The sequence below is a fragment of the Marinobacter sp. M3C genome (genome assembly GCF_023311895.1).
Taxonomy (GTDB): domain Bacteria; phylum Pseudomonadota; class Gammaproteobacteria; order Pseudomonadales; family Oleiphilaceae; genus Marinobacter.
Genome location: NZ_CP092284.1, coordinates 220,252 through 244,736, shown reverse-complemented (window position 1 = coordinate 244,736; position 24,485 = coordinate 220,252). Strand labels below are relative to the sequence as shown.

Below are 24,485 nucleotides of genomic sequence, written 5' to 3'. Positions count from 1 at the left end.
TGACTATTATCGTATTGTGCCGACCGCTCACTTACTACATATAAAAATTAACTACAGAGATACGATTATGCTGACAATACAAGTTGAAAATATTTATCAATGGAAGAATTCAAAAGGTTTTTTTAATATTGCAGAGGTGTGTTGTGATCGCTGGGTGAAAGATACGTGTGAAAAAACTGCTATAATTCAGAAAAATCATGACGGCAGTGTGGTTGAGTACAGCTTTAGTTATTTACAAGAGCAGGCAAATCGTTTGGCCAATAGTTTTCAAGAGCAAGGCGTTGGATTTGGTGACCGGGTGGGAATTATGTTGCCCCAAGGTATTGAGTCAGCAAGCACGCACATGGCCATTTATAAGCTGGGAGCCATCGCAGTACCTTTATTCAAGCTCTTCGGGTTTGATGCTATTGAGCACCGTGTCCGCAATAGTGGTATGTGTAGTCTGATCACTGATATTGAGGGCTTTGAAAAAATTACTTCCCTAACGGAGAACTGTCAGAGTTTAACCAGCTGTTATGTCGTTGGATTTAGTAAAGGTCAATCAGGTGCTCTGTCATATCAAAATGAGTTAGCAGCACAGAGTTGCGAATTCACTAATTACGAGACCCGGATGGAAGATCCAGCAATCATTATTTATACCTCAGGAACGACAGGTCACCCCAAAGGAGCATTGCATTCTCAACGAGTTCTGTTAGGTCACCTGCCAGGGGTTCAAGTGTCTCATGATATGTTTCCGCGAGAAAACGACCGGATGTGGACGCCAGCCGATTGGGCATGGATTGGTGGTTTGTTAGATGTATTATTGCCATCACTATACTTTGGTGTGCCGGTAGTTGCCTACCGAGCTGAGAAGTTTTGTGCTGACGACGTCTTCCAGCTATTACAAGATTTAAAAATTCGCAATGTGTTTTTTCCACCAACTGCGCTTAAGTTATTACGCAATGTGAAAAGTCCTGAAAATTGGCAGTTGCAGTTACGTTCAGTTGCTAGTGGTGGAGAGCCACTAGGTGCTGAGTTACTGGAATGGGGGGAAAAAGTACTCGGGGTACGGATGAATGAAATCTATGGACAAACTGAGTGCAATTTGGTGCTATCTTCTTGTGCCAGTAAAGGGATACAAAAAGTTGGCGCTATAGGTAAGGCCGTACCTGGTTTTGAAGTAGCTATTGTGGATAACGATGGCAATCCGGTTCCTATAGGTGAGCCAGGCAATATTGCAGTAGCTAGCCCCAACCCCTCTCAAATGCTGTGTTATTGGGAGAACTCAACAGCCACAGTAGAAAAATATATAGAGCAGTGGTTAATTACTGGTGATAATGGACGAATGGATGAGGATGGTTATATTTACTTCATTGGTCGGGATGACGATATAATTACGAGTGGTGGTTATCGAATAGGGCCAGCACCGATTGAAGACTGTTTGCTTAAGCATCCAGCAGTCAAGCTGGTTGCCGTAATTGGTAAAAAAGACCCAGTACGCGGTGAGATTGTAAAGGCTTATATCGTATTACAGGACGATTATGGTGAGAGTACGGAGTTGCTCAAAGAATTACAGCGGCATGTTCAGATCCGATTATCTGCCCATGAATACCCGCGAGAAATTCAATTTATTGAAGAGATGCCGATGACGACGACAGGAAAAGTAGTTCGCAGAACTCTGCGAGAACTTGAAACTCAGCAATTAGGGGATTAGTTATGGATTTTGTTGGCAAGGCATTTGATGAATTGAGTGAAAATGGCACGTTTGGTCAAAGTCTTACGATTACTGATGCGCATATAAGTCAAGCTTGCGGAATGTTTGGTGATTTTAACCCTTTGCACAGTGATGCGGAGTTTTGTGCTAAAACTCGGTTTGGGAAACGAATCTTACATGGGCCGATGACAGGTGCCTATATGTCCGCTTGCATTGGTATGTATTTTTATGGCTCAGCAGTCGCTTACCTAGAGCATAACTGCCAATTTTTAGCACCCGTTTTTGCGGAAGATACTTTGACTGTAAAATGGACAATTAGTGAGCTTTTGGCTAAGCCAAAGATTAATGGTGGAATAGCCGTATTAAAGGGCGAGTGTTTTAACCAAAAATCTGAACTTGTAGCTACTGGAAACGGTAAAATAATGCTCACTAATAGAAAATAAAATGAGTGTGCAATTAAATTTTTTCTCTGGGAGGGGGCGGTGGGTCAATGAAGCGTTTCTCGCCGGCCTTATGGGCCTGGCGCATGGAGCGCTTTTGCTGCTTCAGCCAGTGGGGGTAGCGACGCAGTACTGTAAGAGTAGCTGTAACACCGGTTGAGGTACCGGGCGGTGTACTCCTCCCACAGCAACTGCTTGGTGACGTCTTTGCGCTTGAGTTCCTGGTAAACCGTCGTCCAGTCAGGCATCTAATAGCGTGAAGATGAGGTGAGATCGGAGCCGGGATAGAACATGGCCGCCAGGCGGCCATCGTCCAGATCGTCTGGCAATGGCCAGAGGATCTCTAAGGCATCGGCCCGAGACAAGAGCTTCTGGATGGCTCCGACACTGGTCTTGGTGCTGGCGCTGATCTGCCGGATCGAGAGCCCCGCTTCCAGCCGCAGACGAAGTACTTCTCTGATTTTGCGCATTGCCATTCTCGTAGCTGGCATGGCCCTGATCCCCAAAAAAGGGAAATCAGAGTAGCAAACGTTTGACATAGCAATGCGTTAAGAAGGATTCCGGCTGAACGTGAACACCGAATCTGACATGGTGAATACCGATTCGGTAAATCACCAAAAGTATTCATCTTCAGCCGTAATGGCTGTTCACGTTGGTCCGGAATCGGTGTTCATGATGGTCCGAAATATGCACCATTTTCTCCAAATGCATATCAAGACCACGGTGCTTCAGTAAATCCCAGAATTTGCTAATCAACGTCACGCTTGACAGATCGTCCGACAGCTTCAATCTTTTATGATTCTTGCACGCTTATTCTTACCCCTATAATCGATTGGCGCTTACGTAGACATAAGCCTAGCTCTTGCGTCTTTCTGATGGAGTTGAGTAGATTGCGAACGAGGATCAAGAGTCATTTTCGGCCAGAGGCTAACCAGCTATATTTTTCAAGCTGCGAACCACTTGATTCAATATAGTTTTAGTAAACCTCGATTGGCCGATATGGAAGGTTCAGACGTGCAACCCGCGATTAAAGGCAGCCAACACGGACTCGTGCAGACTCTCACTTAACGTAGGGTGAGGAAACACCGTTCGCATCAGTTCCCGCTCGGTGGTTTCCAATGTCCGCGCGATGGCGTAAGCACCAATCAGTTCGGTGACGTCTGGCCCAATCATATGAGCTCCCAGAAACTCTCCAGTACTCTCATTGAAAACCGTCTTGACGAGCCCTTCGTTGTCACCCAGGGTCAACGCCTTACCATTGCCTAGTAACGGAAACCGGCCGACGGCCAATGCGTGCCCCTTCTCCCGTGCCTGCTCTTCCGTCAAGCCGATGCTTGCTACCTGCGGATGGCTGTATGTGCAGCTGGGAACCGAGGCGGGGTCCAGTGGATGCGCCTCCGCCAAGCCGGCAATGTGATCGACACAAGCAATCGCCTCATGGGACGCTTTATGAGCAAGCCACGGGGGGCCAGCAACATCGCCAATGGCATAGAGGCCCGGCTCCTCAGTACGGGACCATTGATCCACGATCAAATGCCCCTTATCCACTTTCGCACTAGTGTTCTCGAGACCGAGGTTTTCTGTGTTACCAACAATGCCTACAGCGACAATGACGCGCTCAACTGTCAACTCCTGCTCAACGCCCTTCTCGTGGTAACGTATGGAGACGCCATCCGCAGTATTGCGGGCATCCACCAAGCGTACTTCAGTGCGCAGATCCAGCCCCTGACGCTTAAGGCTGCCGGCGAGTGCCGCAGATATCTCCGCATCCTCGTGGGGCAAAATACAATTTGCACTTTCAAACACGGTGACCCGGCTACCGACAGCCGAAAAGAAACTGGCGAACTCGACACCGATAGCTCCTGCTCCAATTACAGCCAGCGTCTTTGGCACTATTGTCGGCGTCATCGCCTCGCGTGCAGTCCATATTCGGTCTCGATCGAACTCAAAACCGGGCAATTCACGAGCACTCGCGCCTGTAGCAATAATAATGTGTTCGGCCTGCAAGCGGTCAGACTGGCCGTTGCCGTCTTCAACTTCCACTGCACTGCCACCTAGCAGTCGTGCATGGCCTTTGATTACAGTCACCTTGTGCTTCTTGAGGAGCGCGCCAATGCCCTGATTGAGCTGATCAGCGACTGCGCGCGAGCGCGCGACCGCAACACTCAAGTCAAAGCGTGGCGGGGCATCTAGCACCAAGCCATACGCCGCCCCCTCCCGTGCTATGCGTAGAATCTCGGCGGACCGTAGTAGCGTCTTGGTGGGAATGCAGCCCCAGTTAAGACATACACCTCCCAGCTCTGCCCGCTCAACGACCGCTACGCGCAACCCCAGCTGGGCAGCCCGTATGGCGGCGACATAGCCTCCCGGGCCAGCACCGATGATCAAAAGTTCGTACTTATTTGTCTTCATAGCAGATTTCCTACACCAGCATCGTTACCGGGTCTTCCAAGAGTCCACGCAGTACCGCAAGAAAACGCGCAGCAACGGCTCCGTCGACCACTCTGTGGTCAACGGACAAGGTCAGAGTCATGAGCTCGCCGACTGCTAACTCATTATCGCGAACGACTGGGCGCTTCTCGATACTGCCGACTGCAAGGATGGCAGCCTGTGGCGGATTGATGATCGCTGAGAATTCCCGGATGCCATACATCCCCAGGTTTGAGATGGTGAAGCCGCCTCCCTGATACTCTGCTGGCTTAAGGGACCCTGTGCGCGCCTTCTCCGCAAGTTCCCGCACTTCACTAGCGATCTCCGCCAAGCCTTTGCGATCCGCCTCACGAATAACCGGCGTAATCAAACCTCCCTCAGTGGCAACAGCGACGCTGACGTCGACGCTGAGGTAGCGTTTAATAGCCGCATCCGTCCAACTGGCATTAACTTCGGGAACTGTGCGCAGTGCTCTTGCCACTGCACAAACAACAATGTCGTTGACTGACAATTTATAAGTCGGCGATGCTTTTGCTCCCTTGACATTGAGTTGGGCGCGCAGGATCAAAAGACCGGAGACGTCGCAGTCCAGCGTCAAGTAAAAGTGCGGGATCTCACGCTTCGACTCGGAAAGCCTTGCAGCAATGGTGCGCCTCATACTGTTATTCGATATGTATTCGACTTGCTGATCATTCTGCTGCGAAAACACGCCGCTATCGACCGGCTCTTCCACCTTGGCTAACGCCCTTGAATCACGAGCGCTTTCGACGTCAACACGGACCACCCTGCCTCGTGGGCCACTCCCGGGAAGGGATGCAATATCAAGGTCATATTGACAAGCCAAGCGCCGCGCCAATGGGCTTGCGAACACCCGGTCTTCGTGTGGCCGGGGCATGCTGTTTCCGAAGCCTGCGGCTGTCACCAGCGTTTCTTCTGGCGCAGATATTTCGGTAGCAGGCTCAGCCGCCAGTTCTTCTCCATGCTCGGTCAAAATGGCGATAACGGTACCCACAGGCACCTGCTCACTGCCTGCCGGCACCAGTATTTTACTGAGGATACCTTCGTCAAAGACTTCAACTTCCAGCGTAGCTTTATTGGTTTCAACCTCGACGATTACATCGCCAGACTCAACACTATCTCCCTCGTGCTTGAGCCATCGTATCAACGCGCCTTCCGTCATTCCGGGCGTCGGTGCCGGCATTTTTATCTCAATTGCCATCAGTTCATCTCCTTTACCAACTTGCGCATAGCGACCGACGATTCACAGCAAGCCGCGATCATCAAACGGTACGACGATCATGTGGTCTATTGGTACAATGCTTTTAAGTACCGAGTGCACCAGAGCGCTCAATATATGTAGCTGCATCTCTAATATCGTCTTCGATCGCCTGCCTCGCCTGCAGGCCATCACGTTGCCGCAGAGCTTTGACCAGGTCACGGTGATGATCAAACGCTTCCATATTGCCGATTTCACGCAACTGCGTGCTCATGCTGAGAGCAAATACGGGGGCAACCTGCACCCACAAACCTTCAATCATCGACATCAACAGCGGCATCTGGGACTGCTCATATAAACTGAAATGCAGTAGTCGGTTAGCCTCGACCATATCCAGCATGTTCGCAGTCTCCGGCTTGGCCACGTCGTCAAAACGATCAGCGGCTTTGACGATGCGTTTCAGCGCCGCTGCACCCATCTTCTCGGTAGCCTTTTTCGCAGCCAGCCCTTCCAGATGGCAACGGATTTCAACGATCTCCCGAAACTGCTCCACCGAGGGCTTTGAAACTCGAACAGTGCGATTGGGCAACATCTCTAGTGCGTGTTCGGTAACGAGCCTTCGCACTGCATCCCTAATCGGCATAGGACTGATCCCCATGATCTCCGACAACCCTCGCAGCGTAATTTTCTCACCGGGCGCGACTGCGCCCGATAGTAGTAACCGCTTTAGATCTGTATAAACCTGATCCGCCAAGGTTGTACGCTTATACAGACTGAGGCCCACTTCAACTCCGTTATCCATAGCAATCGCGTTCTGCACCCTGTGTCGTTCCAGTTCAACAGTTCCAAAAAAAGTCCCCACTCTCAGCTATTCAACTCATATGAACACCGCCATTAACATCTAATGTCGTGCCACAGATGTAGCTCGCAGCGTCTGAACACAGAAAACTGATAGGAAGCGCTATCTCTCTTGGTTCCGCCAAGCGCTGTAATGGGATTCTGGAACAATCCAGAGCCTGGCTCGCTGTCATACCGGTGGCGGTCGCTCCCGGCGCCACTGAATTTACCACGACACCATGAGGGGCAGCTTTACGCGCCAACCACTTGGTCATCGCCATAATACCCCCTTTCGCCGCCACGTAATGTGGGCTAGCCTTGAGCCCGCCCATTCGCCCAGCCACTGAGCTGACCAGCACTATATTGCCGGCACCGCGTTCGCACATTCGTGGCAAGCACGCACGGACCAGATGGATGACACCGAGCAGATTAATGTCGATGACTCGCCCGAACACCTCGTCCCAGCTCTCGTCTTCCCAATCGTCCCATGGGCAGAATCCGGCATTGGCCACGACTGCATCGAGCTCACCTATGTCTGCTACAACTCGTTCTGTAGCGACACGATCCGCAACGTCGAAGGCGTAAGTTACAACGGTTGCTCCAGCTCTTCTGAGTTCCTCGGCAAGTGCCACCGGTTCGACGATGTCAGCCAACACGAGTGATGCGCCCAACTCGGCGCAGACGCGAGCGGTCTCGGCGCCGATCCCGCCAGCTGCACCGGTAATCAGAACTTTTTTGTTTTGAAGTGAAAACGGCATAAACTTCTTCCTTGATGATTACGCTGACAGCCCACTGTCCGCCAGCAAGTCACTAATTCCAGCCTCGACGTCGTGCCCATTCGCCAATGCAGCCTCTTCCAGCACCTTGGAAACCGTGGGAGGACTCCAGCGACCAGTCACGCGCTTGACTGGCTGATCCAGATAGTCGAAGAATTTTCGTTGGATTTCATCGGCGATGTGCGCACCGATACTGGCCCCTCGAGTAGTTTGCTCAACAATGGCTACCTTGCCAGTCTTACGCACGGAGTCGCCAATTGTGTCGTAGTCGATATCGCGGAGGGAGAGGGTGCGAAGGTCAATAATGTCCGCCCGCACACCCATTTTCGTGGCTATTTTTTGACACATTTCGACCATCGTGAGCGTGGCGAGAAGGGTAATCTGGTCGCCTTCCGCCACCTTGTGCGCTCTGCCAATGGGGATGTAGTAATCCAGGCTTTTCGGCACCAGGGCACTTTTCTTGTGCAACTCCTGAGCCTCGATAATCAAGACAGGGTCTTGGCAGCGCAGGGCCGAATTCATCAATCCGACATAGTCGTAAGGATTCGAAGGTGCCAGTATCCGCCAACCCGGAAATAGAGCAAACAAGCCGGCAGGATCCATCGAATGCTGCGACCCGTATCCTTCGAGCCCCGGCACCCGACTGCGCAGCACCAAAGGCACCGACAGTCTTCCTCCGAACAAGTGACGCATTTTACCGGCTTGATTCAAAAGTTGATCGCCTGCGACGAGGATAAAGTCACTGTACATCAGCTCAACGATAGGTTTCAGCCCGGACACTGCTGCTCCTGCAGCCAGTCCGCAGAAGCCGTTCTCAGTAATCGGCGTATTTATTATGCGATCGGGAAACTCCGCAGGAAGGCCTTTCGTAGCTCCGACCGTACCGCCACCCATATTCGCAACATCTTCCCCAAATACATAAATGCTGTCATCTTCCCGCATGCGCGCGCCGACAACCTGAGACATCGCCTGAATAAGGGTCATCTCTTGAAGTTCTTCGGCAGCGAAATCCGTCACTTCTGAAAAACTAACGTCCTGAAATTCCGCCAAGTCGCCAGTCAATTCATGGTCTACCGTGTGGGGATCGGGCCAAAGCTCCGCTCGAATGCGGCTTGCTGATCCTTTGCCTTCGATGCAGTGATCGTAAGCTGCGTTTACAGCCTTACTCACGATCAAGTCGATCGCATCGAAGTCATCATGGGAGAGCAACTCACGGTTTGCGAATTCAGTTCTGAGAAAATCATAAGGGTCGCGCGCGCGCCAAATTTCTTCCTCTTCTTTGGAACGATAACCGAAGGCGCTTCCGGGGATAGCCGAGCTTTGATGAAAATACCGATAAACATCGGCTTGAATGAATGCAGGACCGCCTTGCTCACGCACACACTTATGAGCCCACTTCGTTGCATGCCACACGGCCAACGGATTCATGCCGTCTACCCGCATAGACGGAATTCCATGCGCGAAAGGCCGCGTCAAAAGGTCAGTCTGGTGACACGACTGTTCCACACTGGTGGAGACAGCGTAACGGTTATTCTCCAGGAAAAAGATCAGCGGCAACTGGTACAAAGCAGCGAGAGCCATCGCCTCCTGGGCCGCTCCCTGGTGTATTGCACCATCACCGAAGAAGGACACCATCACGGAATCTCCACCGCGAACCTTTTCCGCAAACGCGTGCCCGCACGCGAGCGGCAGTCCTCCCGCAACGATAGCATTCGTCCCCATGATGCCGACCTCTTCTCGGCGCAGGTGCATGGAGCCACCGCGTCCACCAGTCCAGCCTGTACTTAGCCCGAGGATCTCTGCCATCATCTGCGAGATCTCTGCGCTCATTTCAGCAGGCAGCGCATCAGCGGTAGCGGGATCAAAGTCATCCGGGTACCTCGCATGAACAGCTTTGGCAACACACTGGTGATGTGCTCTATGAGTACCGTTGATCATAGTCTGCCGTGGCAAAGCCGCGAGACAACCAGCAGCGCCACCCTCTTGGCCGATACTGGAATGCGCGGGCCCATGAACCAAACTGAGCTTGTCGAGCTTCAGAATGCTTTCTTCGAAGCGGCGCGCAGACAAAAAAAGTGTTGCCATGCGCTTGGCGTTATCGGCGCTGAACCCCGACCAGTCGCCAGATTCCAGTTCCATCTCCAACATCGGCGTATCAATGCTAATATTCTTGATTTTCATCATCTTCTCCATCGCGCCTGGCGTAACCATCCCCGCAGGTCGCACGTATCTGAAGTCAGTCTGTCGCTGCGGCATACGTTCACTATTACGAGCCGAACCACCAGACCACAGCTTCCCCTAGTTGCTACACGTGTGCCGTAACCCCACCGTCAACCACGAGACTCGCCCCAGTAACGAAATCGGACGCCGAGCTGGCAAAGAACAGCGCAGCACCGGCCAAATCTGCGGGTTCTCCCCAGCGCCGGAGCGGCGTAGTAGCCACAACGCGTTCAGTGTGGCCTGGTATATCAATGCGCGCCTGGCGAGACAGCGGGGTATCAATCCACCCTGGCAGAATGACATTCGCTGTGATGTTGTGCTCCGCCCAAGAGCACGCTAATGCCCTTGTGATCTGCAGGATTCCGCCTTTGCTCGCAGCATATGGCCCGGTCACCTCATTAGCGACCAATGACAAAATAGAACCAACATTGATGATCTTGCCGCCGCCAGCGGCCTTCAGGGCGAGAAAGGCCGCCTGACACATGAGAAACGTCCCTTTCAGGTTGGTGTCCAATATGTCGTCCCAGAGCTCTTCCGAATAATCCTCGAGTTTTTTGCGAGTATTTATGCCTGCGCAGTTAATCAGAACGTCCAGCCTGCCGAACGCGCTGACTGCCGATTCCACTGCGGCGTTGCATGCATCTCGATGCCTGACATCCACGGCGACCACGCTGACCGCGCCTCCCTTGGCGCGCAATTGCTCAGCAACCTCTTCGCAGTGCTCGACTTTAAGGTCGGCCAGCACCACGCTCGCGCCTGCATCCACCAAGCCTTCCGCAATTGCCGCACCGATTCCTCGCCCTGCTCCGGTTATTAATGCAACTCGCCCGCTCATGTTAAATAGTTTCACATCCAACCTCTTTTAAATTACTTGACGGCTTTCCACCTGGAGTCAAAGTATGCCCGGGAGCCAAAGCGCAATAGCAGGAAACAAAATGATCAGAACGAGACCGGCCAGCTGAATGAGAACGAACGGCTTCACGCTGCGGTATATATCAACAGTAGAAATTCCTTTCGGAGCAATACCTTTCAAATAGAACAACGCGTAACCGAAGGGAGGCGTCAAGAATGACGTCTGCAGGTTGACTGCAACTAACACTGCGAACCAGATGAGTACATCATGGCTGGAGTCTATTGCCGGCGCGAAGTCAAGCTGTCCAATAACTGGCGCTAACAATGGCAGCACTAGGAAACTGATCTCGATCCACTCGAGAAAGAACCCAAGCACGAAGATCAACAGCATGGCTCCCATGAGAATCACATAGGGCTCACCCCCCAGTAGGCCCACCAACGCATAGATCATATCGCTACCCCCCAAGCGGCTAAACACTACGCCGTAGGCAGTCGCGCCTATTGAGAGGAAGAGGATCATACCCGTCGTCAGAGTCGTCTCCTTGCACGCACCGCTGAGTACCGACCATGACAGCTTTCCCGACAGCAGGGTGAGCAATAGAGCCCCGGCAGCGCCGATCGCAGCTCCTTCGGTCGGTGTTGCAACTCCGGTGATGATCGACCCCAACACACTGGTGATCAACAAAGCGGGAATAACAAGGTTCGTGGCAAGCCTCAGGAGCAATGGCACTAAGCCAGCGGTCTCTTCGCCTCGTCTGGCAGGCGCTTTTTCCGGTGAAACAATCGCCGTTATGATCACATACAGAGCATACAAGAGCCCGAGCATCGCGCCGGGAATCAGCGCTGCGGCAAACAATCCACCAATGGAAACCTGCAATATGTCACCAAATACAACCAGCATAATACTCGGAGGTATCAGAATACCGAGGGTGCCGGATCCAAGAATCGTCCCCATCGCCAAAGACTTGTCATAGCCCTGCTTGAGCATTACCGGCAACGCCAACGTCCCCATCAGCACAACTGAAGCGCCAACAATACCGGTGCTCGCCGCCATTACGATTCCAATCACAATGACAGACAATGCCAGTCCGCCCGACTTTCCGGCGAACAACGCCTCCAGTTCCTGGAGGATTTTCTTGGCAATATCAGACTTGTCCAGCATGATTCCCATGAAAACAAATAAGGGAATCGCCGCCAGAATCCAGTTGGACAACACGCCCCCATAAATTCGACTAACAATCAGACCAAAGCCTGCGAGGGGAAGGTCTCCGACGAACGTGAAGACAATAGCCAGGCCACCCAGCAGAAGGGCGACCGGATACCCGGAGAGTATTCCCATCATCAACATTAAAAGCATCAGAGAGGGTAGAAGATAAATCACGACGGCATCCTCGCTTTGTTGCTAGCGCATTCATCCGTCTGAAATAGAATGCCTATGTTTTTTAAAATTCGTCCCAACCCACACCCGAGTAACAAAAAGGCACCCAGAGGCATGGTGGCTTTCACCAGGTAACGGTCTATCAGGCCACCGCTATTGGACTGCTCACCCATCAAGAATGAATTCTCAACATAACCAAAAGAAAACCAAGCCAGACACCCGAAAAACGGCAGCAAGAATAGAAGGTCGCCCACCAGATCCACTGTGACACGACCTTTCGGCGACATACGCGCGGACAATAAATCCACGCGTATGTGCCGATCTTGTTGAAGGACATAAGATCCAGACACCATCACGAGCAAGGCAAACAGATGCCACTGCAACTCTGCAATGCTCACCATGTTCAGGTGATTCCCGAACAACGGCAGACTGGTCTCCCAAGACCCGAGGTCACTCCATCCAAAGGAGGAACCGACGACAGAGAGCAGAACCACCGCAATGATGACCAATACCAGCCCTGCAGAGTAGCGTCCCAGAACCGCGAAGACACTTTGACACATGTCGCCAGCAGATATTGCCCGAGTGGCGAAAGGATTCTTAGCCATTAGGATTCCCTCTTATCTAGCCTGCAGTTCATTCCAGCGACGAGCACGCTCAACGTGAACCTGGAGTGACTCATTCGCTTCGCGAAACGCCTTGTCTTTCTTGGACTCCTCGGCAATCACTTCCTCAGTCGCCTTCCGCAGCGCATCAATTACGCTATCCGGGAAACGACGAATCTCAGTGCCCTCGGCCTCCAACTGCTCAAGGGTCTCTGCCTGTTCCTGAACGCCATTGGTAAGCGACCAGAATGCGGTCGACCGACAGGCCTCCATCAGTTGGCCCTGCTCGGTTTCAGAGAACTTGTTCCAACGATTCATGTTGATCAAGACCGAGTTGATACTGGAGGGCTGGTGCCAGCCGGGGAAGTAGTAATAAGGGGCTGTTTTGTTTAATTGAAGGGTTTTATCAATAGCGGGCAGCGAGAACTCGGCGGCATCTATACGCCCACGATCGAGTGCTACATATACTTCTCCGCCAGGAATCAGCTGAGGGCTGGCACCGAGCTTGGCTACAACACGACCACCAAGACCACCGATGCGGAATTTCAGCCCCTTGAAGTCTTCAGGAGAGTTGATTTCTTTACGAAACCAACCAGCCGGCTCCGAAGGCACAATGACGCATGGTAGGAACTTAATATTGTGCTTGTCGTATTCACTCTGAATGATTTCACGGCCGCCGCCTTCCCACACCCAGTCAGCAAGCACGACGGGATCGGGTCCGAAGGGCATAGCCCCGGCAAGGTTTGAAATCGGAACTCTTCCACCCCAGTAGCCACTCCAGTCAAAGCCCGCGTCTACCGCCCCCTGACTAACTGCAGAGAACACTTCGAGAGCCGGGACTAACTCTCCAGCACCATGAATTTTGAAGGTGATCTCACCGTCGGTTATGGCCTCGACAGACTTTGCAAATTCTTTTAAGGAATCACCTAAGTACAGCATGTCCTTGGGGAATGTGCTGGCAACATCGACAGTTGCAGCCATCACAGGTGAAGCGACAGCCAAAGCAAGTGCAGCAGTAGTGAATAACTTCTTCATTTTGGATTCTCTTCAGTAAGTTACTTGTTGTTTTTGTGCCTTTTCTGAACTGACATACACCTCACGGGCACGTCATTACCTTTACATTAGACTCACCCTCACTCCTTATCAAATTATATATATGTGATCACAAAATTTTTGTTCGGCAACGTTTTACAGCTTCGTTCGGCTTACTGGCCGTTCATTATCATGTCAGCACCTTTCTCACCTATCATCATCGAGGGAGCACAAATATTGGAAGAAGTAATCTCGGGCATAATCGACGAATCGACAATGCGTAGCCCCCTTATTCCATGTACTTTGAGCTGATGATCTACAACGGCATCCGGATCCGTTGCCGGGCCCATTTTGGCGGTGCCATTCAGGTGGTAGGAAGACACTCCGTACTCTCGAGCAAAATCCCTGAGCTCTTCATCGCTTCGCACGCTGGCACCGGGAAACGTTTCTTCCTGGCGATAGTGATCCAATCCCGAGGCTGCCACTATAGAGCGAGCCAACTTGATACCTTTTATCAGGACTTCGAGATCGTCCGGGTGCGATAAGTAATTGGGCTGAACGATCGGGGCAACCATAGGATCCTTCGAACGAATTTTCACGACCCCGCGGCTTTGCGGTTTGTGTTGCCAGAATCCACAGGTCATACCCGGATAGTCGTCGAGGACGCCGACATAACCTTTTTTGTAGCTCGCCGGAGTGAAGACTCCTTGTAGATCAGGAGAATCTAGAGTGTCATCCGATTTCCAGAAAATGTGCACGAGAGACGGACTCAAACTGAGGACGCTTGGCCGTTTCAGCAACCAACGGACAATCTGCCGTCCCAAGCGCCAGCCCCGAGCTTCTTCATTAATTGTTGAGCTATTTTTAACACCGTAAGCAACTCTTACTGAATAGTGGTCCATCAAGTTCTTACCCACGCCTGGCAGCGGGTGTTGTGTGGCTATATCCAGGGATTTCAAAAGGTCAGGGTCACCGATGCCAGACAGCTGCAGTAGCTTCGGTGTATTAATCGCACCCGCACTGATGATCACTTCTTTTTTGGCGAATAGAGACTCATACTTTTTTTTGCGGGCATTATAAAACTCGACGCCTACAGCCTTCTTTCCATCCAGTATGATCCTTGTCGCTTGGGACCGAGTCTGTATATGGAGGTTTGGTCGAGACCTGGCGCGCTTCAAATAAGTACTGGCTGTACTCACCCTGAAGCCATTGGAAATGGTTCGCTGGAAATATCCCACACCCGCTTGGGAGGCGCCGTTATAATCTTCATTCAGCGGAATCCCACGCTCCTGCGCGCTCTTCAGAAAAGCTTCGCAGACCGGGTTTTTCCAGCTCACGCGGCTAATTGGAACAACACCATCCTGACTTCGGTAACGTTGATCAACGGAAAACTCGCATTTTTCAATGCGCTTGAAATAAGGCAGTACACTTTCGTAATCCCAGTCTGTATTGCCTAGATCAGCCCACCTGTCGTAATCCTCCTGCTGACCGCGATTGAACACAAGGCCGTTGATTGCAGTGGACCCACCAAGCGTTTTCCCTTGGGGTATGGGGATGCTCCTGTCGTTCGTTTTTTCGTCACCTTCGGTATGAAACTGCCACGCGAGTTTAGGGTTGAAAATTGTTTTAATAAAGCCTGCCGGGATATGGATAAAAGGATGGCGGTCACTTTGTCCTGCCTCAAGCAAACAAACATTATTATCTGAATTTTCACTAAGCCTACTGGCAACGATTGCACCTGCAGCGCCACTTCCGACGACAATATAGTCAAAATCTGTTCTTGTTTTATTTTTTGTCATAATCGAACACCGAAAAGCGGGTTACTGGGAGATTCGAAACAGCAAGTCCTCTATTAACCCTAACCATTATTGTTGTACGCCAGAGATCACTTCTGACGTTTAGTGCCTGAAGCTTATTGATAATGATTGACTATTGTTTTGGTCGTGGTGAACTCGTCCAGCGCCAATAAGCCTTTTTCCCGACCATAGCCACTCTTCTTGACCCCGCCAAAAGGCAGCTCTACGCCACCGCCCGCGCCGTAGCAATTGATAAAGACCTGTCCGGCTGCAATAGCGCGGGCCATCCGATGTTGACGCGATCCATTTTCGGTCCAGACGCCAGCAACCAGGCCGTAGTCGGTATCATTTGCAAGCGCCACCGCATGCGCCTCATCCTTGAAGGGAATCACCGCCAGAACCGGCCCAAAGACCTCCTCCCTGGCCAGTTCATGGTCACTCGGCACTGGGCCAAAAACCATTGGGGGGACGAAAAAACCGCCCTTCTCGACTGTATCCAACTCTCCTTGGGCAATCAGTTTAATACCGGTAGCCTTAATCCTTTCGATGAAGTCTTGAACGCGCTTAAATTGGGCCTTGGTGATGATAGGTCCGCACTCAACGTCACGGTCGGGCATGCCGGTCCTTATTTTCTTGACACCGGCCGCGACCATTTCAACCACTTCCGAGTAAATACTTTCCTGAACCAGCAGCCGTGTTCCAGCTGAGCAGGTTTGCCCGGTATTCTGGATGAAGCCCGAAATAACCGCAGGCACCGCTTTTTCCAAATTAGCGTCGTCAAAAACGACCTGCGGCGACTTGCCACCCAGTTCCAGAACACAACGCACGTGATTTTTCGCAGCTGCTTGCTGCACCAACGTTCCCACACAGGGTGAGCCGGTGAATGTAAGAAGGTTAATATCCGGATGACTGGCCAACGCATGGCCAGCCTCGTCCCCGTATCCAGTAACGATATTCAGCGCCCCGTTCGGAAGCCCCGCCTCACTGGCAATCCTGGAAATCAACAGGACCGATTGACAGGCCTCTTCAGAAGGTTTGACGACAACGGCATTTCCTGCAGCCAAAGCCGAGCAAGCCGTTCTGCCAAATAACTGCGAAGGGTAGTTCCATGGGATAATGTGCCCAGTCACGCCTAGCGGTTCACGAACGACGGTAACGCTGTAGTCATTCAGGTACGGAATGGTCTCGCCATGATGCTTATCTGAAGCGCCACCGTAAAATTCAAAGTAGCGCGCCAGCGCTGCGATATCATTCCGAGCCAGATGTAAAGGCTTGCCAGTATCCTGGGATTCAACCCTGGCAATCTCCTCAGCATTCTCCATGATCTTTGTGCCGATTTTTATCAGAAGGCGACCACGCTCGGTCGCCGAATATTTTCCCCAGTCGTTTTCGAACGCATGTCTCGCAGAGCGGACAGCCAGATCAATATCTTCCTGCTTACCCCGGCTTAGCTCGGTGAACTTTTGCCCTGTAGCAGGCGCCAGGACTTCGATTCGGCTCTGGTCTGCTGATTCCTGCCAAATGCCGTTTATCAAGATTGTTTTCATGAACCGACCTCTAGTTAAGCTTTAAATGAGTTAAGCGGATCGCTACTTCACAGTGCTGTCGGATAAAGATCATCGATCCGGCATGGCATAACGCCTGTCCGCTTTACCCGCCTTGACAACTTGCCCCGGTACATCATGCTCCAGGATGACGGGAAGCGTCTTTGACACCATCAAAAGGGCGTCCAGGTCGACTCCGGTGTTTACCCCCATTTGCTCGAACATATGCACTAAATCCTCTGTGCAGACATTGCCTGTCGCTCCCGGTGCATAGGGGCAACCACCAACCCCCCCCAACGCACCGTCGAAACGAACAATTCCGGCCTCCCACGCTGCCAGTGCATTCGCTAGCCCCATGCCTCGTGTATTATGAAAGTGCAAGGTAAAAGGTACTTCTGGCCATTTGCCAAGTATGGTCTGACACAGATGCTTCACCTGCGCCGGGTTCGCCATACCGGTTGTGTCGCAAAGCGTGATACCGTCCACGCCGACATCCAGGAGGCGCTCAATAATGGATAGAACCTGATTCTCCGGCAAGAATCCTTCAAATGGGCAACCAAAAACCGTCGATATTGAGGCGTTGCAAAAAACCCCCGTACCCTTGATCATTCTGACGATGCGCTGCAACTGCTCGAGTGACTGCTCTGGCGTCATCCTTAAATTGACCTTGCTATGGGACAGGCTCGCCGACATCACCATATTGATCTCGTCGACACCGCATAGCAGCGCCCGCTCACAGCCCTTCTCGTTGGGCACAAGGGCTGTTATAAGCACACCCGCGTGGCGGTCTATCATGCTGATCACTTCTGACGCATCACGCAAATTAGGAATCGCCTTCGGCGAGGTGAACGAGCTAGCCTCTATTCGCTTGACCCCTGTTACAGAAAGAGCATTAATCAATCGAACTTTGTCTTCGGTGCTGACAAACACGCTTTCGATTTGAAGCCCATCCCGCGGAGCAACCTCATTAATTTCGACCCTACTCATTTTTACCTCGCACTATCGCTTTTATGACCCAAGGATTTGTGACCGAACAGCGTCATCAATGGCTAATTCTGAAAGAACTTCGGCGGTGTGCTCGCCAAGCGACGGCCCCCCTCCACCAACCTTGCCAGGTGTCGCGCTAAGCCTTGGCAAAACGCCTGGTACTTTCAGCGTGCTACCGCCAGGCAACGCGATCGTTTCAATCATTCCGCGCGCCAGGTAGTGTGGGTCTTTCAAAATGTCTTCTGCCGTGTAGGGGTAACCGGCAGGCACTCTTTCGGCATCGAGTTTTCCGAGCACATCCTTTCGAACTCTGGCACCCGTCCAGGCGCCGATTGCCTCGTCTATTTCTTTGGAGTGCTTCGAACGACCGTCGTTATGCTCAAGGGCCGGATTCTCAGCCATATCGACTCGTCCAATCAAATTCATAAGTCGCTTGAAGATGGCATCACCATTGCCCGCAATCAGCACGTAGTTGCCGTCCAGGCACTTATACGCGTTGGATGGAGTGATACCGGGCAGCGCACTGCCACTAGGCTGCCGCACATGGCCTGTCGCATCAAATTCGGGAACCAGGCTTTCCATCATCGCAAACACGGATTCGTAAAGGGCGACATCGATCACCTGGCCCAAGCCACTCCGACTACGCTCCTGAAGAGCCAGCAAAGAGCCGATAATGGCATACAGCGCAGACAATGAATCGCCAATACTGACGCCCACTCGCACCGATCGCTCCTCAGGATTGCCCGTCAGATAGCGTAGACCTCCCATCGCCTCACCGATCACGCCGAACCCGGGCTTGTCCCGGTAGGGGCCAGTCTGCCCATACCCTGAAACTCGAACCATGATAAGGCCGGAGTTATTGCGAGAAAGCTCTTCGTAACCGAGCCCCCACTTTTCCATCGTTCCCGGACTGAAGTTTTCTACCACGATGTCGGCTTCGGCTGCCAACTGCCGCGCAACACTCTGCCCAGCCTCACTTTTGAGATCCAAAGTAATGGAGCGCTTATTGCGCGATTGAACATGCCACCATAGAGAAGTTCCGTCCTGAACAATGCGCCATTTTCGAAGCGGATCGCCGGTATTGGGAGGTTCGACCTTGATTACGTCGGCGCCAAATTCTCCGAGCAACTTAGTCGCGAATGGCCCGGCGATTAATTGGCCCATTTCCAAAACCTTGATTCCGGACAGGGGCAACACTCGTTGCTTTTCATCGGTCATTTTCGACTCCCTTGATCTTATTTCTAATCAGACTAGGCAAGAAGTGGTGATCGGACAATTAGGGAAACGGCAATCTTGGGTTCGCGGATTGCGAAATCACTGATAAAGTAGAATTTCACACCTGAACCCCGAGATGAACATGAATCAAATCGACCTTGTTACGCTAAAGCTCTTTATCGCAATTCACGAAGAGGGGAAGCTATCCGCCGTCGCCGAACGAGAACACATTGCGCTGGCTGCCGTTAGTAAGCGTATCAGTGACTTGGAGGCCAGAATCGGGAGCAAGTTACTTTACCGCAGATCCCGTGGCGTCGAACTCACCCCAGCAGGTCACGCACTCCTTCACCATGCATTTAATATTCTCGACGCCATCAAACGATTACACGCGGACTTAAGTGAATACGGCGAAGGCATAAAAGGTCACGTCAGGATTCACGCAAATACATCGGCAGTCATCGCCTTCTTGCCCCAAGACCTCAGCGTCTTCGCAAAAATTTACCCGCAAATAAAGATTGACCTGCAAGAGCGGATCAGCACCGAGGTTATCGATGCAGTCAGAAATGGCCTCACCGACATCGGAATCTTCGCCAGTCACGTCGACCCCGATGGTTTGGAGATAATGCCCTACCGCAGTGACAGACTCGTACTTGTGGTCCCTGATGATCACAGCTTGGCCCAGCGCAGCTCTATCTCTTTCAAGGAGGCAGCCGACCAGGACTTTGTGGGTCTGCAAACTGACACTTCGTTACAGATATTACTCCAGGAGCAAACAGCACTCGCAGGGAAAGATCTTCGAATGCGGATCCAGGTCAGAAGCTTTGATGCAATTTGCAGGATGGTTCACTACGGGATGGGGATCGGCATCCTGCCGTTGATGACTATCCACACAGAACTTTCAGAGCTCGGATTGAAAAGCATCCCTTTAGAGGATTCCTGGGCAGCCAGAAAGCTGGTCATAGGCATACAAAGTTACGACAAACTTCCGTTACCCGCAAAGCAGTTAGTCAGCCAGCTTTCAAAGAAGCTGTAGACCATGGGAAAATATGACGCACTGATAAACGTAACGTCCGGTGCCCCGGTTACCGACCTCTTTATTCAAATCGTTGTTTCTCCGCCATGAAGACAACGCTGTTTCCGTTCGCCGTGCACAGTAATTTTTCATCTTCACCGCAGGGTGCACTAATCTGAATACTGGTGAAGTTGCCCTCCGGATCCAGTCCGCTGGGAAAAACGATTGCCGGCATATCAAGAAAGCTGCCAATCATTGGAAGTCGCAAGGTTTGAAGGTTAACTCTGGCAAACACGTCAGCATCTTTTTCGACTGGTTCCAGTAATGGTGCGCAATGGGCGACCGTGGGGCTCAATAGAATCGCACCCTGAAGCTCCATTCTAAGTTTCCGTATCAACTCGGCGCGCTTCGCATAAAGTACAACAGCCCGATCCGCGGGAAAATCCCGAGCATCCAGAAGGCGCTTGCGAACGCGTGAGTCCAAGGCACTGGCATTGCTGCCTTCCAGAATTTCTCGGAATTCTGCGTAGGCTTCGATTGCTCCTAGCCATCCAAGTGACTTAATAGTTTCTAAAGTCTCTTTAACCGCCTCGATGGGGCGCTCTTCGACTCGGCAACCGGCCTGCCTTAGTCGCGCTGCAGTCTTCTTCAAATTCTCCCAGACGGCCGGCTCGATTAAAGGATCATCTGCAAGGGATGTGTCCATGACAAACAAGCTCGCTGCAGGCCTTATGGGCTGCCTGTCCTGGATGTGTCCACATCTCATAATGTCGTCAATCGCAACGCAATCGGCCAGTGAATGACTAATAACCCCCATAGTATCCAGGGAGCGCGCAAGGGGAGCCACACCTATGCGGTTGTGCCTTGATTGCGAAGGCTTATAAGAAACCAGCCCATTAAATGCGGCGGGCACCCTCAATGATCCGGCAGTGTCTGTGCCAATAGCTGCTGAGACGATACCTTTGGCGACCGCGATAGCTGAGCCAGAACTGGACCCTCCGGGCACTCTTGGAGCGTCTTTCCCCGTAATGCAGGATGGCGTTCCGTAATGCGGATTTAGCCCAAGGCTGGAGTAGGCAAATTCGGTCATGTTGGTTTTTCCAACGCTAACCATTCCAGCTGCCGCAGCGTTGTATACTGCGAATGCGTCCCTTTGTGCGGGAATGCTGGAAAAGATTCGACTGCCAGCTGTGGTTATAGAGCCAGCGAGATCAAATAGATCCTTCCACGCCAGAGGAACACCGTCCAGAACGCTTCGATTCAGCCCTAAGCGGATGCGCTCCCTAGCCGCCAAGGCTTCCGCCCGAGCCCTTTCTGGCGTCAGTGAGATAAAGATGCTGTCGTGCTCACCTGCTTGAATGAGTGTTCGTTCGGTCAGCTCCACCGGGTCCAGAGAGCCTTGGGCAAGCTGGGCCCCTAACGACAAAGCGGTTTCTGGTTTCAAGGTCATTTACAGTCTCTCCAACTACTGGGGCATATGAGATAAAGAGAACATTCGACACTTTGTAGCAAATATAAACCCCGGGCATCGCTGCCGAAGTTTCGTATTGATTACAGCACCTACGAACTAACCTCATCTCTTCGATAAGCGGCGGTTACACCATACACCCATTCATCACGATCTGAATCCTGCCCTTTAATTCCTTGGCTTTGAGTTTGGCGCCCACTGCTGCCGACACCAAATCTGCGATTGAACCAAATCCGGCTATCCGCGACAATAATTCCGGCCGCGAGGGAACCGCCTTGGCTGGCCATCATGGAACGCACCTTACGTAACGCTTCCGGATTTCAAAACAGTCGCTGAAAGGGTCGCAGTAGGAATGCCGGTCACCCGACACCCCCTGCACAGAGCCGTACGTGCGCTACTAACGCATACGGCTCCTATCTTGAGTGTATACCGTCAAATCGTTTGTTTGGCCAAGGATGCACAACTCTGGGTTGTGGCAGCGCGTCTCGCAAGAACTGACCGAAGCGCGCCCACACGAGACGGTAGCGCTGGCTGCGGCGCCGTAACGCCTTCATCCAGAGCTTTCCAAGTTCCGTGTAAAAGCGGCTCACCCTGATGACATTGCCTGGAACGGCAAAGTCGTTCAGGTGACCCCGCATCACCGCAGCCAACCCGCGTTTCTGCTCGCCAACCGGCCGATGCCTGTTTCGGTATAACCCGTCCTTGACGCTGTGCAGCGTTCGTCGCATGCGGCTCACAGATGTTTGCCGCAGCAACATGAACGTCCGTCTATCACGCAGGACTGCGCAGCTGTGCGTAAACCCCAGAAAATCGAACGACTCAGGCTTTGGTAGCCCTGCAGTCGCGCAGTCCCTCCGGGCAAAGCGTCCAAAGCGATCCAACCTCTGGTGCAGCTGACTCAGGAACGCCTCCGCATCGTCTTTTCTCTGAAAGCCCAGTACCGCGTCATCCGCGTACCTCACGACGATAACATCGCCCGGGGTCTGCCGCTTGCGCCAAGGGTTGATCCAGAGATCCATACAATAGTGGAGATAGATGTTCGCCAGCAACGGCGAAATTACGGCGCCTTATGTACATCTACTCGTTATGCAAAGTATTGCACTGGAGAGCAGCAGGTAGCTGTATTCTCGTCCGATTGACTTTGCATAAAACCTGACTGCTGTGGTGAGAATGGAGACTCCCATTAACGCAGGAGTCAGTAACTATGTCCGTGCTTACATTTGATGAGTTGACTCATCGTCTAGAGAATGAACTGCACCGATTGCATTACACTGAGGGTACGATTTCCCGACTTTTCAGTAACTGATAAAATTGAAACAGGGGTTATGATTCAGATTCTGGCGAATTGGTCGGTTGTTGGAAAATACCAAGGACAGGTAAATCTGCAATACCCACAATCACGATATATTTCACCGTTGGTCAGAGCATTTGTCAATTTCGCCAAGGAAAGTTTAGGGGCCGGGGCAGTTCAGGTTTCGTAACAACGAAACAGGCTAGCGTAATAATGGCCCGGCCAGACGCTGTTTTTGTGCCCGGACAGCTTCTGTCAGAAAGTCCATCAAGGCATGAATCCTCGCTACGCCTCGCAGGTCCGGGTGCATCAGAAACCACAAGCCATATTCCAGCTCAGGGATGGGATTTGTAAGCTGGATAATGTCCGGGTTTTCGTCCGCCAGATAACAGGGCAGAACGGCCAGCCCCATGCCAGAGCGAATAGCGCTGAGTATGCTGACCAGAGTATCAACACGGTAGACACAGGCTGCCTTCAGCTCGTTATTGTCCATCCACTGATCCAATGCTGAATCCTTTAGTCTTGGCCCCGCACCAATCCAGGGTTGGCTGCCAAGCGTCTCGACGGAAGCCCCCGGTGTCAGACCAAAGCTTCGGTGTCCGTAGACGGCCTGGCCAATGGTGGTCAGCGGTCGGCCGATCAGATTTTCAGGGGGACGGTTGGACGGGCGAATGGCGACGTCCGCTTCCCTGCGTGTCAGGTTGAACAACTCGTTGGAGATGGCAACATCCAGCACGATGCTTGGATATTTATGCCGGAATTGCGTGAACAAAGGCGCCAGCAATCCCATCAACAGGGAGTCCGTTGTGGTCGCCCAGATTTCTCCACTGGGCTCCAGGTCCCGACCGGCGACTTTACGTTCGGCTGCCAAGGCGGCCTCATCCATAATTCTGGCCGTGTCGGCGAGTTCTTCCCCTGCAAGAGTTGGCCGGTAACCGGTACGGCTCCTCTCAAAGAGCGTAACGCCCAAGCGCTGTTCAATATCACCCAACCGCCGAAAAATAGTCGCGTGACTTACACCCAGGGCGCGTGACGCGCCAGATAGAGAACCTGCGTTTCCGATTGCAAGGATGATCTCAAAGTCATTCCATGCCAGAAGACTCCGTGTTTTATGGGTAACGGTAGAGGACTTTCGGCCCGGCTTACCTGTTTTTTTTTGCAAAGTCTGTGCTCATTTTTATGGAATAGTTTGCATTTTAAAACAACAGTAGCATGTACCTGAACCCATGAGAAAACCAATGCTCCTGTTTCCAGGGGCGATGTTATGGAGATCAGAGGCATGATGATTTCAGAAGAGGTACGGTATTTTCAGGGTGGCGACCCGTTTACTCGCCGGGAAGACGGTGAAGTGGCAGACAGGAGTGTCGACGACTCGCTTGAGGGAACTATCCCGCTCAGGTACCGGGATGGGGTGGGAGGTATTGATCTTGAGCAAGTGAGGCGGGATCAGCTCCAGGCCCGGCGCGAGGTTGTCCGGGCGATGATACGACGCTTGGAAAAACTGCTGCGCCGGCGTTGAGAAGTCGTAGGCACGAGTGCGCGCAGCCTCGTTCTAAGAGCCTGCGCCGTAGGAGCGTTTTGAACATCGATCTGCATGGCCGTGCCACTGCCAGCCCAGAATGACGTTTGACACGGCCAAAAGGATTGAAAGCACGGCTTTCCCTTCTACCACTTGAAATGATCCGGGGAATCGGCC

Annotated in this window: 21 protein-coding genes and 1 pseudogene; 4 read left to right on the top strand and 18 right to left on the bottom strand. The window is 52.2% G+C overall.

Annotated elements, in window-relative coordinates:
• The first annotated feature begins 67 nt into the window (after positions 1 to 67).
• The gene (locus tag MIH18_RS01065; RefSeq protein ID WP_249008886.1) at positions 68 to 1,693 is read left to right on the top strand and encodes an AMP-binding protein; all 1,626 of its coding nucleotides are present in this window, start codon (positions 68 to 70) and stop codon (positions 1,691 to 1,693) included.
• 2 nt (positions 1,694 to 1,695) lie between these two features.
• Positions 1,696 to 2,136: a MaoC/PaaZ C-terminal domain-containing protein gene (locus MIH18_RS01060; RefSeq protein WP_249008887.1), complete on the top strand. Its 441-nt coding sequence runs from the start codon at positions 1,696 to 1,698 to the stop codon at positions 2,134 to 2,136.
• A 43-nt stretch (positions 2,137 to 2,179) separates the two neighbouring features.
• On the opposite strand, the pseudogene MIH18_RS01055 reads toward MIH18_RS01060, so the two are convergent.
• The 14 genes and pseudogenes from MIH18_RS01055 to MIH18_RS00990 form a co-directional block, all read right to left on the bottom strand.
• Positions 2,180 to 2,624, bottom strand: a pseudogene (locus MIH18_RS01055) (IS21 family transposase); the annotation flags it as partial.
• Positions 2,625 to 3,141: 517 nt separating this feature from the next.
• Positions 3,142 to 4,545, bottom strand: coding sequence for a dihydrolipoyl dehydrogenase (gene lpdA, locus MIH18_RS01050; protein ID WP_249008888.1), 1,404 nt, complete (start codon positions 4,543 to 4,545; stop codon positions 3,142 to 3,144).
• A 10-nt stretch (positions 4,546 to 4,555) separates the two neighbouring features.
• On the bottom strand, positions 4,556 to 5,782 hold the full coding sequence (locus tag MIH18_RS01045) for a dihydrolipoamide acetyltransferase family protein (protein ID WP_249013658.1): 1,227 nt from the start codon (positions 5,780 to 5,782) through the stop codon (positions 4,556 to 4,558).
• 103 nt (positions 5,783 to 5,885) lie between these two features.
• Positions 5,886 to 6,599 carry a GntR family transcriptional regulator gene (locus tag MIH18_RS01040; RefSeq protein WP_249008890.1) on the bottom strand — a complete coding sequence of 238 codons (714 nt, stop codon included), beginning with the start codon at positions 6,597 to 6,599 and terminating at the stop codon, positions 5,886 to 5,888.
• 52 nt (positions 6,600 to 6,651) lie between these two features.
• Complete coding sequence (locus MIH18_RS01035; protein ID WP_249008891.1) at positions 6,652 to 7,374, bottom strand: SDR family NAD(P)-dependent oxidoreductase; 723 nt, start codon at positions 7,372 to 7,374, stop codon at positions 6,652 to 6,654.
• 18 nt (positions 7,375 to 7,392) lie between these two features.
• Entirely contained in the window at positions 7,393 to 9,576 is a 2,184-nt protein-coding gene (locus MIH18_RS01030; RefSeq protein WP_249008892.1) for an alpha-ketoacid dehydrogenase subunit alpha/beta, read from the bottom strand.
• 121 nt (positions 9,577 to 9,697) lie between these two features.
• Complete coding sequence (locus MIH18_RS01025; protein WP_249013657.1) at positions 9,698 to 10,462, bottom strand: SDR family NAD(P)-dependent oxidoreductase; 765 nt, start codon at positions 10,460 to 10,462, stop codon at positions 9,698 to 9,700.
• Between the two features lie 42 nt (positions 10,463 to 10,504).
• Positions 10,505 to 11,845, bottom strand: coding sequence for a TRAP transporter large permease subunit (locus MIH18_RS01020; RefSeq protein WP_249008894.1), 1,341 nt, complete (start codon positions 11,843 to 11,845; stop codon positions 10,505 to 10,507).
• Entirely contained in the window at positions 11,842 to 12,447 is a 606-nt protein-coding gene (locus MIH18_RS01015; RefSeq protein ID WP_249013656.1) for a TRAP transporter small permease subunit, read from the bottom strand. The genes MIH18_RS01020 and MIH18_RS01015 overlap by 4 nt, the downstream gene beginning before the upstream one ends.
• A gap of 12 nt (positions 12,448 to 12,459) precedes the next feature.
• A complete protein-coding gene (locus MIH18_RS01010) occupies positions 12,460 to 13,479 on the bottom strand; it encodes a TRAP transporter substrate-binding protein (RefSeq protein WP_249008896.1) in 1,020 nt (339 codons plus the stop codon).
• A 170-nt stretch (positions 13,480 to 13,649) separates the two neighbouring features.
• Positions 13,650 to 15,275 carry a GMC family oxidoreductase N-terminal domain-containing protein gene (locus tag MIH18_RS01005; RefSeq protein WP_249008897.1) on the bottom strand — a complete coding sequence of 542 codons (1,626 nt, stop codon included), beginning with the start codon at positions 15,273 to 15,275 and terminating at the stop codon, positions 13,650 to 13,652.
• A gap of 113 nt (positions 15,276 to 15,388) precedes the next feature.
• Positions 15,389 to 16,819, bottom strand: coding sequence for an aldehyde dehydrogenase family protein (locus MIH18_RS01000; RefSeq protein WP_249008898.1), 1,431 nt, complete (start codon positions 16,817 to 16,819; stop codon positions 15,389 to 15,391).
• Positions 16,820 to 16,888: 69 nt separating this feature from the next.
• A complete protein-coding gene (locus tag MIH18_RS00995) occupies positions 16,889 to 17,803 on the bottom strand; it encodes a hydroxymethylglutaryl-CoA lyase (protein WP_249008899.1) in 915 nt (304 codons plus the stop codon).
• 21 nt (positions 17,804 to 17,824) lie between these two features.
• Positions 17,825 to 19,021 carry a CaiB/BaiF CoA-transferase family protein gene (locus MIH18_RS00990; protein WP_249008900.1) on the bottom strand — a complete coding sequence of 399 codons (1,197 nt, stop codon included), beginning with the start codon at positions 19,019 to 19,021 and terminating at the stop codon, positions 17,825 to 17,827.
• Positions 19,022 to 19,160: 139 nt separating this feature from the next.
• On the opposite strand from MIH18_RS00990, the gene MIH18_RS00985 reads away from it, so the two are divergent.
• A complete protein-coding gene (locus tag MIH18_RS00985; RefSeq protein WP_249008901.1) occupies positions 19,161 to 20,051 on the top strand; it encodes a LysR substrate-binding domain-containing protein in 891 nt (296 codons plus the stop codon).
• 61 nt (positions 20,052 to 20,112) lie between these two features.
• On the opposite strand, the gene MIH18_RS00980 is transcribed toward MIH18_RS00985, so the two are convergent.
• The 4 genes from MIH18_RS00980 to MIH18_RS00970 form a co-directional block, all read right to left on the bottom strand.
• On the bottom strand, positions 20,113 to 21,480 hold the full coding sequence (locus MIH18_RS00980; protein ID WP_249013655.1) for an amidase family protein: 1,368 nt from the start codon (positions 21,478 to 21,480) through the stop codon (positions 20,113 to 20,115).
• 110 nt (positions 21,481 to 21,590) lie between these two features.
• The gene (locus MIH18_RS00975) at positions 21,591 to 21,788 is read right to left on the bottom strand and encodes a hypothetical protein (RefSeq protein ID WP_249008903.1); all 198 of its coding nucleotides are present in this window, start codon (positions 21,786 to 21,788) and stop codon (positions 21,591 to 21,593) included.
• 123 nt (positions 21,789 to 21,911) lie between these two features.
• Positions 21,912 to 22,556 carry a maturase gene (locus MIH18_RS24005; protein WP_349293802.1) on the bottom strand — a complete coding sequence of 215 codons (645 nt, stop codon included), beginning with the start codon at positions 22,554 to 22,556 and terminating at the stop codon, positions 21,912 to 21,914.
• A 435-nt stretch (positions 22,557 to 22,991) separates the two neighbouring features.
• Positions 22,992 to 23,951 (bottom strand): LysR family transcriptional regulator, encoded by a 960-nt coding sequence (locus MIH18_RS00970; protein ID WP_249008904.1) that lies wholly within the window; start codon positions 23,949 to 23,951, stop codon positions 22,992 to 22,994.
• A gap of 117 nt (positions 23,952 to 24,068) precedes the next feature.
• Here MIH18_RS00970 and MIH18_RS00965 point away from each other — a divergent pair, with 117 nt between their 5' ends.
• Positions 24,069 to 24,308: a hypothetical protein gene (locus MIH18_RS00965; protein WP_249008905.1), complete on the top strand. Its 240-nt coding sequence runs from the start codon at positions 24,069 to 24,071 to the stop codon at positions 24,306 to 24,308.
• Positions 24,309 to 24,485 lie beyond the last annotated feature (177 nt).

Excerpts from the sequence above, each read along its gene's own strand:
- MIH18_RS01065 (WP_249008886.1), top strand. The coding sequence starts at position 68 with ATGCTGACAATACAAGTTGAAAATATTTATCAATGGAAGAATTCAAAA.
- MIH18_RS01060 (WP_249008887.1), top strand. The coding sequence starts at position 1,696 with ATGGATTTTGTTGGCAAGGCATTTGATGAATTGAGTGAAAATGGCACG.
- lpdA (WP_249008888.1), bottom strand. The coding sequence starts at position 4,545 with ATGAAGACAAATAAGTACGAACTTTTGATCATCGGTGCTGGCCCGGGA.
- MIH18_RS01045 (WP_249013658.1), bottom strand. The coding sequence starts at position 5,782 with ATGGCAATTGAGATAAAAATGCCGGCACCGACGCCCGGAATGACGGAA.
- MIH18_RS01035 (WP_249008891.1), bottom strand. The coding sequence starts at position 7,374 with ATGCCGTTTTCACTTCAAAACAAAAAAGTTCTGATTACCGGTGCAGCT.
- MIH18_RS01030 (WP_249008892.1), bottom strand. The coding sequence starts at position 9,576 with ATGATGAAAATCAAGAATATTAGCATTGATACGCCGATGTTGGAGATG.
- MIH18_RS01015 (WP_249013656.1), bottom strand. The coding sequence starts at position 12,447 with ATGGCTAAGAATCCTTTCGCCACTCGGGCAATATCTGCTGGCGACATG.
- MIH18_RS01010 (WP_249008896.1), bottom strand. The coding sequence starts at position 13,479 with ATGAAGAAGTTATTCACTACTGCTGCACTTGCTTTGGCTGTCGCTTCA.
- MIH18_RS01005 (WP_249008897.1), bottom strand. The coding sequence starts at position 15,275 with ATGACAAAAAATAAAACAAGAACAGATTTTGACTATATTGTCGTCGGA.
- MIH18_RS01000 (WP_249008898.1), bottom strand. The coding sequence starts at position 16,819 with ATGAAAACAATCTTGATAAACGGCATTTGGCAGGAATCAGCAGACCAG.
- MIH18_RS00995 (WP_249008899.1), bottom strand. The coding sequence starts at position 17,803 with ATGAGTAGGGTCGAAATTAATGAGGTTGCTCCGCGGGATGGGCTTCAA.
- MIH18_RS00990 (WP_249008900.1), bottom strand. The coding sequence starts at position 19,021 with ATGACCGATGAAAAGCAACGAGTGTTGCCCCTGTCCGGAATCAAGGTT.
- MIH18_RS00985 (WP_249008901.1), top strand. The coding sequence starts at position 19,161 with ATGAATCAAATCGACCTTGTTACGCTAAAGCTCTTTATCGCAATTCAC.
- MIH18_RS00980 (WP_249013655.1), bottom strand. The coding sequence starts at position 21,480 with ATGACCTTGAAACCAGAAACCGCTTTGTCGTTAGGGGCCCAGCTTGCC.
- MIH18_RS00975 (WP_249008903.1), bottom strand. The coding sequence starts at position 21,788 with ATGATGGCCAGCCAAGGCGGTTCCCTCGCGGCCGGAATTATTGTCGCG.
- MIH18_RS00965 (WP_249008905.1), top strand. The coding sequence starts at position 24,069 with ATGATGATTTCAGAAGAGGTACGGTATTTTCAGGGTGGCGACCCGTTT.